The organism is Streptomyces alkaliterrae (genome assembly GCF_007097205.2).
GTDB classification, from domain to species: Bacteria; Actinomycetota; Actinomycetes; order Streptomycetales; family Streptomycetaceae; genus Streptomyces; species Streptomyces alkaliterrae.
In genome coordinates this window covers 1-10,574 of record NZ_VJYK02000193.1, presented here as the reverse complement: position 1 = coordinate 10,574, position 10,574 = coordinate 1, and the positions used below count along the sequence as shown (strand labels likewise).

The 10,574-nt window shown below is 71.2% G+C and carries 15 protein-coding genes; 6 read left to right on the top strand and 9 right to left on the bottom strand.

Features of this window, described 5'->3' with window-relative positions:
- Positions 1 to 97: 97 nt before the first annotated feature.
- From FNX44_RS17780 to FNX44_RS28105, 5 genes are all read right to left on the bottom strand, one after another.
- Positions 98 to 1,276 carry a methyltransferase domain-containing protein gene (locus FNX44_RS17780; protein WP_323369467.1) on the bottom strand — a complete coding sequence of 393 codons (1,179 nt, stop codon included), beginning with the start codon at positions 1,274 to 1,276 and terminating at the stop codon, positions 98 to 100.
- 250 nt (positions 1,277 to 1,526) lie between these two features.
- Complete coding sequence (locus FNX44_RS17775; RefSeq protein WP_143649262.1) at positions 1,527 to 2,807, bottom strand: MFS transporter; 1,281 nt, start codon at positions 2,805 to 2,807, stop codon at positions 1,527 to 1,529.
- A gap of 37 nt (positions 2,808 to 2,844) precedes the next feature.
- On the bottom strand, positions 2,845 to 3,957 hold the full coding sequence (locus tag FNX44_RS17770) for a SagB/ThcOx family dehydrogenase (RefSeq protein ID WP_143649261.1): 1,113 nt from the start codon (positions 3,955 to 3,957) through the stop codon (positions 2,845 to 2,847).
- Positions 3,958 to 4,082: 125 nt separating this feature from the next.
- A complete protein-coding gene (locus FNX44_RS17765) occupies positions 4,083 to 4,328 on the bottom strand; it encodes a hypothetical protein (protein ID WP_143649260.1) in 246 nt (81 codons plus the stop codon).
- Positions 4,325 to 4,525, bottom strand: coding sequence for a hypothetical protein (locus tag FNX44_RS28105; RefSeq protein ID WP_173019219.1), 201 nt, complete (start codon positions 4,523 to 4,525; stop codon positions 4,325 to 4,327). The genes FNX44_RS17765 and FNX44_RS28105 overlap by 4 nt, the downstream gene beginning before the upstream one ends.
- Positions 4,526 to 4,769: 244 nt before the next feature.
- Here FNX44_RS28105 and FNX44_RS17760 point away from each other — a divergent pair, with 244 nt between their 5' ends.
- The 3 genes from FNX44_RS17760 to FNX44_RS17750 all read left to right on the top strand — a co-directional run bounded on the left by FNX44_RS17760 (position 4,770) and on the right by FNX44_RS17750 (position 6,899).
- The gene (locus tag FNX44_RS17760; RefSeq protein WP_143649259.1) at positions 4,770 to 5,360 is read left to right on the top strand and encodes a hypothetical protein; all 591 of its coding nucleotides are present in this window, start codon (positions 4,770 to 4,772) and stop codon (positions 5,358 to 5,360) included.
- A 15-nt stretch (positions 5,361 to 5,375) separates the two neighbouring features.
- Positions 5,376 to 5,585: a hypothetical protein gene (locus tag FNX44_RS17755; RefSeq protein ID WP_143649258.1), complete on the top strand. Its 210-nt coding sequence runs from the start codon at positions 5,376 to 5,378 to the stop codon at positions 5,583 to 5,585.
- Positions 5,586 to 5,990: 405 nt separating this feature from the next.
- Positions 5,991 to 6,899 carry a proline iminopeptidase-family hydrolase gene (locus FNX44_RS17750; protein WP_153507409.1) on the top strand — a complete coding sequence of 303 codons (909 nt, stop codon included), beginning with the start codon at positions 5,991 to 5,993 and terminating at the stop codon, positions 6,897 to 6,899.
- 34 nt (positions 6,900 to 6,933) lie between these two features.
- Here FNX44_RS17750 and FNX44_RS17745 read toward each other — a convergent pair whose 3' ends face one another.
- From FNX44_RS17745 to FNX44_RS17740, 3 genes are read right to left on the bottom strand one after another with little or no spacing between them, the layout of a single operon-like run.
- Entirely contained in the window at positions 6,934 to 7,806 is an 873-nt protein-coding gene (locus tag FNX44_RS17745) for an amidohydrolase family protein (RefSeq protein ID WP_228449977.1), read from the bottom strand.
- Between the two features lie 9 nt (positions 7,807 to 7,815).
- Positions 7,816 to 7,956, bottom strand: coding sequence for a DUF397 domain-containing protein (locus FNX44_RS29005; RefSeq protein WP_323369468.1), 141 nt, complete (start codon positions 7,954 to 7,956; stop codon positions 7,816 to 7,818).
- Positions 7,910 to 8,863, bottom strand: coding sequence for a helix-turn-helix domain-containing protein (locus FNX44_RS17740; protein WP_143649256.1), 954 nt, complete (start codon positions 8,861 to 8,863; stop codon positions 7,910 to 7,912). Before FNX44_RS17740 ends, FNX44_RS29005 begins: the two co-directional genes overlap by 47 nt.
- Before the next feature lie 129 nt (positions 8,864 to 8,992).
- Here FNX44_RS17740 and FNX44_RS17735 point away from each other — a divergent pair, with 129 nt between their 5' ends.
- The 3 genes from FNX44_RS17735 (at position 8,993) to FNX44_RS17725 (ending at position 10,030) form a co-directional block, all read left to right on the top strand.
- Positions 8,993 to 9,214, top strand: a complete 222-nt coding sequence (locus tag FNX44_RS17735) for a hypothetical protein (RefSeq protein ID WP_143649255.1) — start codon at positions 8,993 to 8,995, stop codon at positions 9,212 to 9,214.
- Positions 9,211 to 9,555: a DUF7848 domain-containing protein gene (locus tag FNX44_RS17730; protein ID WP_323369465.1), complete on the top strand. Its 345-nt coding sequence runs from the start codon at positions 9,211 to 9,213 to the stop codon at positions 9,553 to 9,555. Before FNX44_RS17735 ends, FNX44_RS17730 begins: the two co-directional genes overlap by 4 nt.
- 85 nt (positions 9,556 to 9,640) lie before the next feature.
- The gene (locus FNX44_RS17725; protein WP_143649254.1) at positions 9,641 to 10,030 is read left to right on the top strand and encodes a hypothetical protein; all 390 of its coding nucleotides are present in this window, start codon (positions 9,641 to 9,643) and stop codon (positions 10,028 to 10,030) included.
- A gap of 11 nt (positions 10,031 to 10,041) precedes the next feature.
- Here the strand turns inward: FNX44_RS17725 and FNX44_RS17720 are convergent, their stop codons facing one another.
- Positions 10,042 to 10,515, bottom strand: a complete 474-nt coding sequence (locus tag FNX44_RS17720; protein WP_143649253.1) for a VOC family protein — start codon at positions 10,513 to 10,515, stop codon at positions 10,042 to 10,044.
- Between the last annotated feature and the right edge of the window lie 59 nt (positions 10,516 to 10,574).

Genomic DNA, 10,574 nt, shown 5'->3' with positions numbered 1-10,574 from the left:
TCAGATGCGTATAAGAGACACACACCACCCTCCACCTCCGCGCCGCCCTCGTCTGACAACTCCGGAGCGAGCCGGACGGACGCGGTCCCCACCGTGCTCACCCGAAGGCGAGCGGCCCGGTCGCCGGGTCGTCCAACCACGCGTGCGTGGCGCCGTCCGGAGCGACGGTCAGCCCGAACCGGTCGACGCCGGGACGGCCGACCTCGGCCCACCACGTCAACACCCGCTCCACCTCCGCCCACAACCGGCGCGGCCCCGACTGGTACACCAGCGCGGGCGCGCCGGGCTCCCGGAACTCCGCCGCCGCCCAGGACCGGCTGGCCAGGTCGAAGAACCACACCCGCCCCGTGCCGTCGCCGGTCGGGTTGACCACATGGGCGCAGTCCGGCACGCCGAGCCCGGCCACGAAGCGCGCCGCCCGGTAGCGGTCGCCGAGGTCGGCGAGGGCCAGCGAGCCGGCGGAGACGTCGGCGTCACCGGGGAACGACGGGACGTACTCGCGGAAGCGGTTCCAGTCGAGCCGCTGCGCCCGCAACTTCATGAACTCGACCATGCGGAGGAACGGCCCGCGCGCGTGCCCGTCCTCGGCCACGGTGAGCCGGACCAGCGCGTCCTGATCGCTGTAGTGCGTACCCCACGGCGCCAGCACGACGCCGCCGGGACGGGCCTGCCGTAGCCAGTGCGGTGAGAACTCCCGCACTCCGGCCGTGACGACGACCCGGTCGTAGGGCGCGCCCGGCGCCCAGCCGTCCCGGCCGTCCGCGTGCACGACCTCGGCGTCCAGCCCGGCCGCCTTCAACGCCGTGCGGGCCGACTCCACCACCGCACCGTCGATCTCCACGCTCACGACGTTCGACGCGCCCAGCCGGTGTGCGAGCAGCGCGGCGTTCCACCCGGTACCGGTGCCGACCTCCAACACCCGTGTTCCCTCGCGCACGTCGAGGTCCCGGAGCATGGCCGCCACGACCGACGGCATGCTGGACGAGCTGGTCGGGACCGCACCCGGTGCGGTGCCGCTGTGCCGCCCGTCGTCCCACTGCGTGACCAGCGGAATGTTCGAACACGCCGCCCGCTCCCACGCGTCGACGTCCTCCCGGTCCACGGCGGCGTTCCGCCCGGTCGCCATGTCGTGGGTCCAGAAGAGGTCAGGCAGGAAGAGCGAACGCGGCACGGCCCGGAACGACTCCGCCCACGCCGCGTCCAGGTCGCCGGACACCAGCAGCGACCGCACCAACTCGTCGCAGGCACCGCCGCGCCGGTCGCGGTCCGACGTCACTTCCTGTGCTTCCCGTCGCCCTCGGGCATGTCGCCGTCGGGCGGTGGCGGCGGTGGCGGCGTCCAGGGCCGGCCGGGGACCTTGTCCCCGCCGTCTCCCTCGTCCACGTTCCGGCAGCGTGGATCGATCACGGTCCGAACCCCCAGTGCGGTCTGTCGCGAACGGGCCGCCACTGCGAGCGCCCGCGCCTCCCCAAACTATCCGTTACCCAGCGTCGACCTTCGGTAATCGGAGTGCTCCGCCGACCGCGTCAGGCGGCCGGTTGTCGGGTGTGGTCCTCGGGGTGGGGGGTGGGGTTCTGGAAGTGGGCGACGCCGGGGATCAGGAGGCAGAACAGGCTGGAGGCGGCGACGAGGGCGGCGCCGGCCACCAGCGTGGTCGTCGCGCCGACCAGCGCCACCAGCGGGCCGACGAGCACGAAGCCCACCGGTAGCAGCGCGTACGCGCCCAACTGGTCGAGCGCGAAGACCTTCCCCAGCACCGTGTCGGGGAAGGCGCGTTGCAGCGCGGAGATCCAGTAGACGAAGTAGATCTCCACCGCGAAGCCGCCCAGCGCGAAGCACAGCACCACCACCGGCAGCGGGAACGGCACGGCCAGGCTCAGCGGCACCAGCGCGTAGCAGGTCAGCACCAGCATCGACACCCGGCCGCGGGCCTTCGGCCGCCAGCGGCCGGCCAGCACGATGGCCGGCAGCGCGCCGAGTCCCATCGCCGCCAGTACGACGCCGTAGGCGAACTCGCCGCCGAAGTCCTCCCTGGCGACCAGCGGCAGCAGCGTCAGCGCGGGCGCGGTACCGGCGAAGAGCTGGAGGCAGACCGTGCCCATCACGGCCATCACCCACGGCCGTTCGCGGACCGCCCGCATGCCGTCGGCGGCGTCGGCCAGCACCGCCTTGCGTCCGGCGCGGCTCGGCGCGGCGTCGTCGAGCCGCAGCATCACCAGCGCGCCGAGCGCGAACACCGCGCTGGTCGCGAGCAGCGCCGGCCGCACCCCGACCAGGGTCACGGCCGTCGCGCCGACCAGCGCGCCCAGCACGGCAGAGCCGCGCTGCGCGGCGGAGACGAGCGCGTTGCCGCGTTCCAGCAGGTCCTGCGGCAGCAGCTTCGGCACGAGGGAACGGGAGGCCGGGCGGGACAGTGCCTCGGCGGCCCCGACCAGCGCGGTGACCAGCGGCAGCGCGGCCAGCGGCAGCGCGCTCAGCGACAGCGCCACCAACAGCAGCAGCACGGCCCGGAAGGCGTCCGCGCCGATCAGTACGCGCGAGCGCCGCACCCGGTCGGCGATCGCGCCGCCCACCAGCAGGCAGACGACCAGCGCCACCGCCCGCCCGCCCAGCACCAGTCCGACGTCGGCGGCACCGCCGCCCTCCCGCAGCACGTACAGGCTGAGCGCCACCGGCAGCACCTGGTCGCCGACGGCGCCGCTGGCGAGGCTGGCCCACAGCCGCAGGAAGCGCGGATGACCGCGCAGGCCGGGCCGGGCGGCGGCCGGGCCGCCGGTGGTCGGGGTGGTGCTGTCCTTGTCGCTCAAGGTGTGGCTCTCTGCGCGGGGGCCGAGCGGGGAGGTCTCAGGCCAGGTGGGTCGGTGGGGGGAAGGTGAAGTCGGAGGGCAGCGGCGGGTCGCCGGCGGCGCCGTCCGGCACGCCGGCGGACAGCAGGTAGACGGCGAACTCCTCCGCCGGGTCCACCCCGAGGAAGCGTTCCACCTCGCTGTCCGCGAACGCGACCGTCTGGAAGGGGCCGAGCCCCAGCGCCGTCGCGGCGAGCGCGAACGTCTGCGCGTAGTGCCCGGCGTCGTACATCCAGAGGCGGTACGCACGCGGGTGCCGGTACTTCCAGGCCAGCCGGTTGGCGACGGCGGTGGTCAGGACGGTGAACGCCCCTTGGTAGGACGGTTCCTGGCGGTAGGAGAGCGCGGCGACGCGCTCGCGGTCGGCGGCGCCGTCCAGCAGTTCCAGCGCGTGCCGGGACGGCGCGTAGTGGTACAGCCCGGGCGCCACGCCGACCACGTCGTGGACGACGACGTACGCCTCCACCTCGTGTCGGCCGCCGGCCGACGCGCTGACCCGGCACTGCTGCGTGCCGAACTGCCCGCCGTGGACAAAGCGGTGAGGCGCGAAGGTGTGGAAGAGCAGTGTGCTGAAGGCGTCCAGGCCGACCGGCTGCCCGGTGAACGCCCGATGGGTGCGGCGGGCCGCGAACGTCTCCTCGACGGAGGCGGACAACGGGACCAGCTTGCGCGGAAGCGGCACGACCGGCCGGTCCGGGTACTCCTTGAAGACGTTCGGCGCGCCGCCCTCCTCGACGATCTCGGCGGCGACGTCCGCTCGTTCGGGTGAGTCGACGAGGTAGTCGGCGTCGCGGGTCTCGGTGTGGAAGCGTTCCGCGACGGCGCCCCAGCGCTCCCACAGTTCGGGCCGTCGGACCGGCGTCTCCTGTGTGTCGTCCCGCACCAGCACGCCGAGGTCGAGCAGGGCGTCGACCGCCTTGCGCACGTCCGGCTCGTGCTCCGCGCCGAACGCGGCCGCCAGCTCGTCGAGTTCCACGCCGTCGCCGGCCTGCTCCAGCAGTTTCACCAGATCGGGTGAGAGCTGTATCCACTGCCGCCGGTCGGGCACGCCGGCCTCCAGGCCGTCCGCGCGCCACCGGCACACCAGTTCCTCACGACGACGAACCCGCATTCCGCTCCGCCCCTCCTCGACCGGACCGCCACGGTCGGCGATGCCATGCCATGCCCGACACGCGCGACGTCCGGCCGTGCCACGCTCACGACCGGACGTCGACTCACACGCACCTAACGCCGATGTCAGACGCTCGGGTGGTGCAGCAGCTTCTTGCCGTCCTCGACGATCTTGATGTCCAGAGCCATGTCGGTCACCTCCTGAAACGTCTCAGCGGGGTTGCGCCCGGGCGAACGGTGGTCGGCCGCCGCGATTTCCGGACGTGGAAAGAACGTTAGGCGCCGTTCGGTGGACGAGGCAATCAATGCCGCCAACTGTGGCGCGAATGCGCCCCTCCCGAGCTGGAGTTGAGCGCCATCGCCGCAGGTCACAGCGGTCCGGTCGTGACGTTCAAGTGTTTCGGCCGGTTGCCGAAAACCGACTGCGAGAATTCTCGACAGGGCGTCGACAAATTCTCGATCGTGTCGCTGGATAATATCCGCCCATGCGCGGGGCCGGAGAATATGAAGACATATTCATGTCCACTTTCACCCACCTCGCTCCCGCGTTTTTGCGTGATCTGCGTCATGTGCCGGACCTGGCGGCTCGAGGTCGGGTCCCGTCGGTCGGCGTGGTGGGTGTCGGGCGGTTTCGCGCAACCTCCCTTCGGGTCAGGGCTGTTCGGGATCGCGACGGATGGTGCGACGCGAGGGGAAGCCTGCGAGTCCAAGCTGCGGTCCGGTCTTCGTCAGCGAATCCAAGGCGAGGGTCCTGTTTGACCTGAGATAACGTCCTCCCTGACCAGTAATACGCACAAATCCAGGGGGATCCAGATGCGTAAGGGCACCGCCCTTCTCGCGGCAGGCATATCCGCTGCCGCCGTACTCACCATGGGGACCTCGGCGCAGGCCGTCGACGTTCCCTCCGACTACACGGGCCTCGACCTCGCCGACGACGTGGTCGTGGAAGACGTGGCGGGGGAGCGGGTGACGCCGGAGGACGAGGAGCTCGTCAGGGCGCCGGAGGGTCTTATGCCCAGGTCGGCCGCCGGATCCAGCGCCATCGGCGTGTTCAGCTACAGCCACGGGGGCCTGACGATCAAGGTTCCGAGCGGGTGCTTCCTGACCCACTCGATCAAGGGGTCCGGCAAGAAGGTCGACCGCCAGATCGCCGGCGTCGACTGCGTCGGCCCCGCGGCGCTGGGCGCGCGCTTCTGCAACACCCGGCTCGAGTTCCACTACGCGGACACCTCGGGGAAGACCTACAAGATCAAGCGTGGTCCGCTGAACAACAAGTGCACCACGGGCACGGTCCCCACGTACAAGATCGGAGCGCATACGCTGCCGAAGTACGGGAAGGCGTGCGCCCAGCTGTTCGTCAACGGCAAGCGCACCGCCGTTCAGTGCCACTTCATCACCAAGTAGCCGACGGTAGTGAACATGACATACAGCAGCACCCGTGAGTGGTGGGGCGAGGTCGCGGTGGGCGTCCTCGCGGCCGTCGCCACCACCGTCCTCCTGGCCCTGCTCTGCTTCCTCTCCCTCGGCGGGGAGGAAGCGACGGTGAACCTCGCGTGGTTCGCGGTCCCGGGCCTGTTCGTGGGCCTGTGGGTCTCCCGGCGCTACCGTCGCCGCCGCCACAAGGACTGACACGACGTCTGCCGAGTCATACGACCCGTGATGCCCCGCGCCCGCAGCGCGGGGCATCACGGGCTCGGGCAACCGGCCCTGTGATCCACCGCACGCCCCCGGCCCGGCACCAAACCCCACGGCGGGACCGTCCCACACCACGCCAACATACGCACAGACCAGGGGGATCCCATGGCCATCTCGTTCTTCACCGTCGCCTTTGCCGTCATCGTCGCCGTCAGCATCGGCGGCATCATCTACACCGTGACCAAGAAGTAGCCGACGCCGACCGGAGGACCCGTCACTCATTCGGAGGTGTGGTCCATCCGGCCGGGCGCGTGCGGCGCCGCCGCCCCGGGCTCCCCGGTATAGCGTCGGAGCCGGGAGATCGACCCCCGCGCGGCGAGTCCGAGGAGGCGGCGGTACGTGGCGACGGACACCGGCGGCACCGACCACGGCGTGATCCACTGGGACGGCCACCGCACCTGGTGGGAGCGACGCGGCAGCGGCGGCGTACCGCTTCTGCTGCTGCCGGGCGGCCCCGGCGCCTCCAGCCACTACCTCACCCCGCTCGCGGAGCGGCTGTCCCGGGAGCGGCACGTGGTCCGCTACGACCCGCTGGGCACCGGGCACTCCACCCGGGAGCGCCCGGCCGACGGCTGGACGGTCGAACTGTTCCTGCACGAGCTCGACCAGGTACGGCAGCGGCTCGACCTGGACACGGTCGACCTGCTCGGCCACTCCTGGGGCGGCTGGCTGGCCCTGGAACACCTGCTGCGCGGCGCGCGCGGCGTACGCGGCCTGGTCCTGTACAGCTCCTCCGCAAGCGTCCCGCACACCAGCCGCGAACTGCGGCGGCTCGCCGCCGACCTCCCCGAGGCGGACCGCCAGGCCATCGCCCACGCGGAGCAGACCTCGGCGTTCGAAGGCCTGGACTACCAACGCGCCGTCCAGACCTTCCTGCACCGCCACTTCTGCCGCCTCGACCCGTGGCCCGCCGAACTCAACCGGCAGGGCTTCGGCTTCGACGTCTACCAGACCCTCTGGGGACCCTCCGAGATCACCTGCACCGGCACCCTTGCCGACTGGGACGTCAGCGACCGGCTCGGCGACGTCCGGGTGCCGACGCTGATCGTCTCGGGCGCGCACGACGAGCTGACGGCGCCGCTCCAGGACGAACTACGCGACGGGCTCCCCGACGCCCGCCGGGTCACCTTCGCCGACAGCGGCCACATGTCCCACCTGGAGGAACCCGACCGCTTCGCCCGAACCGTCGCCGAATTCCTCGCAACGCTCCCCACAGGCCCCACGGGCCCCACGACCCCAGGCCCGTAACCCCTCGGGGCGAAGCCCCGCTTGGGGTGGCGGTTCACAGATCGAAGAGCTCGGCGGCGTTGTCGTGGCAGACGGCGCGGAGCCAGTCGTCGCCGAGGTCGAGGCGGGTCAGGGAGTCGAGGGCGTGGAGATAGGGGTAGGGGATGTTCGGGAAGTCGGAGCCGAAGAGGATGCGGTCGCCCATCGCGCGCAGGCGCGGCAGCTCCTCGCGGGGGAAGGGCGCGTCCCGCTCGGAGAAGTCCGTGAACACCATCGTCGTGTCCAGGCGGACACCGTCGTACCGCTCGGCGAGGTCCAGGAAGTCCCGGTACTCCGGGGTGCCCATGTGGGCGACGATCAGGCGGAGCCGGGGGTGCCGGGAGAGCAGCCGGGCGGTCGGCTCGGGTCCGGTGTGCTTGCCGGGCACCGGCCCGGACCCGCAGTGGATGACGATCGGCGCACCGGCCTCCGCCAGCAGCCCCCACACGTCGTCCAGCAGCGGGTCGTTCGGGTCGTAGGCACCCACCTGAAGGTGTGACTTGAACACCCGCGCCCCCGCCTCCAGCGCGCGGTGGACGTATGCGGGCGCGGACTCCTCCGGGAAGAACGTCGCCGTGTGCAGGCAGTCCGGCGTGCGGGCGGCGAAGTCGGCGGACCACGAGTTCAGCCACGCGGCCATCGCCGGCTTGTGCGGGTACAGCATCGAGGTGAACGCGCGTACGCCGAAGCTGCGCAGCGTCTCCAACCGCTCGTCCTCGGCGGTGCGGTAGGTGATGGGCCACGGCCGGCCGGTGAGCGGGCCGGCCGCGTCGAAGTACTGCCACACCTTCCGCAGCACCTGGTCCGGCATGAAGTGCGTGTGCACGTCGACGAGCCCCGGGAGGCGCAGCCCGCGCCAGAACCCGACAACCGCCGCACGCTCGTCCAAGGCGACTCCTCAGCCCCCGAGTTCGCCACGCCGAACGGCACCGACGAAGTCGGTCCACGCGGGGCGCGGGACGGCGAGGAGCGGCCCGTGTGGCCGCTTGCTGTCACGTACGGGGACGGCGTTGCCGGGGGTAGCGGGGGCGTACTCGATGCAGTTGCCGCCGTTGCTTCCGCTGTAGCTGGACTTGATCCAACGCGTCGCGTCGGCCCGGTGCTTCGCCATCATGGGAGTACCCCTCCAGTGCGTCGCTGATCAGCTTGGCGGAGTCGTCGGCTGAGAGGGCGTCCGCCCTGAGCACATCATATGTCTGCCAGTGCCTGGCGAGCAGTTGTGGATCGCTGCTGAAGTGTCCACGGTCCAGTGACTCGGAGTACACCCACATCTCGTTGTCGGGCAGCGTGATCAAGGACATCGAGGCGTCCGGCCGCCTGAGGCCGGGCCTGTTCGCGGCCGCGATCTGGATGCGGATGTTGGGTTGCCTGCCGAGGGCCAGCAGGTGGGCGCACTGGTCGCGCATCACGGCCGGACCTCCGATCACCGTGCGCAGCGCGCTCTCGTCGAGCACCGCCATGAGCAGCGGGCCGTCGGGGCAGAGGAAGCGCTGCTGACGGCTGAGTCGTGCGCGTACGCGTTCCTCGACGGTGTCGTCGTCCGCATCGGGGACGGTGAAGATGACCCGGGCGTACTCCTCGGTCTGGAGCAGGCCGGGGATGACCTGCGTGCCGTACTCGCGCAACGCGACCGCCTCCGCGTCCATCTCGGCTCGGCGGCGGAACCAGTCGGGATGCTCGACCTGCTCGTACCAGTTGATGCGGCGCCACAGGCGGGCCAGCAGGCCGCCCGTCTTCAGGATCTTGTCGCACTTGGCCGGGAAGCCGTCCTGCGGGACGCGCGTCCCGGCCTCGATCCGGGCGATCAGCGAGCGGTCGCACGGGATGCGTCTCGCCAACTGGTCCTGCGTCATACCGCACAGCTCGCGCCAGTGGCGCAGTACTTCGCCGAACATGCCGGCGGCGGTGGCCGCCGGCTCGGGTCGTCGCTGGTCGCGTCGGCTCATTGAGGTGCCCCCTCTGTGACAGGCGGTTCTGGCACGCGATTGATGTTGCCCCGCCCACTCCTCAGGGCAACGCTGTAAGTGCGGACAGTAATCCCGCATCGTACGAGTAATTCTGAAATTGGGGTACATATGCTGATCACCCGAGTTGACGGAGGCGGGGAGCGGGACGTGCGGCGGGTCGTCGACCACGTGAAGCTCTGCCTCGTGCCGACGCTCGCCGCGCACGGCATGGCGTGGTGCGACGCGCCGCCACCGGTTGTGCCGTCGCCCGGCTTCCGTGCCGGCGCCGAACTCGGGACCGACGAACTCCGCGTGCTGCTGCACGCCTTGCGCCGCTGGTCGGCGCGGTGAGCGCCGCCGCGCAGGAGCCGGACGGCGGCGACACGATCGCCGACCGCGTCGAACGGCTGTCACTCGCCGTACGGGACCATCTGGAACGGAGGACGCGAAACGTGCCACGGGCGGTGTACCGCTTCCGCGAGTACCGCGTCGAGCCCGACACGGAGCCGGACGCGGAACCGGTGACGTTCACGATGAGCTGCGCGGTCTGCGAGGCGAGCGGTCCGACGGAGTCGGACACGGCCGCCGCCGCCCGCTGGATTCCCGCCCACCTCAAGCAGGAACCCGAGCACCTGACCTACCGCGAACACATCACCCGCCCTTACCGCGCCGTCCCCGGCACGTGGCTGTGAGAGCGCGCAACCGGCGCGTGCCCGCCGCCCTCCTCGGGGAGACTGGGCGAGGACGGGGACACGACAAACGACGGGAGCGGGGCGCGTGTTGATACGCGGGCGGGGTGCGGGTCGGGTGGTCGTCGCCGTGGTGGCGGTGCTGCTGGTGGGTGGGTGCGCGCAGGCCGAGGAGGTGCGGGACCGGGCGGTCGGCTGCGGCAAGCTCGCGGTGGCGACCGCGAAGCTGATCGACGAACTTGAGCGGACCGTCCGCGACCCGGCGTCGGGTGACCCGAACGAGGTACTTGACGGCCTGGACAAGGAAGTCGACAACGTCCAGCGCTACTCCGGCGACGCGGACCTCGCCAAGGCCGGCAAGAAGCTTGCCGACGCCGCGCAGGACGTACGCGACGCGGTGGACCAGGGGCGCGCGCCAGATCTCGCGCCCCTGCGCGACGCCGGCGCCGAGCTGACAAAGGTCTGCGCCAAGGGCTGACCCCGCCAGGCTCAGACGTCGATCCCCGCGAAACCCGTCGTGGACTTCCCGTCCGGCGGTGGCTCCAGGTCGGCGAGGTCGTCGGACTCGTCAGCGAACCTGCGCTCCGCGACCTGCCTCTCCGCGTCGCTCGACTCCACGCAGAACTCGTTGCCGTCCGGGTCGGTCATGATCACGTAACCGAGACGGAAGGTTTCCATCGTCCACCTTCTCTCGACGACCACCGCGCCCAGCGCCGTGAGTCGTGCGACCTCGTCGTCGAGCGTTCCGCGTACCGGGTTCAGCCAGATGCGAGTGCGGCTGCGGGGGCGCTCCCCGCTTCTCGCCTCCGTCAGGTACAGGGACGGGTGGCCGGTCTGCTCGTCGGCGATGTGTACGCCGTCGGCGGCTGGGCTGATCTCTCCTCCCAGCGCGGCGCTCCAGAACTTCGCGAGTTCGAGTGGTTCTGCGCATTCGATCTCGACGGCACGCAGTGATGGGCTCATGCGGCACACGCTAGCTCGGGGGGGCGGAAACGGGCGTGGCGGTGTGCGTGGTGGTGGGC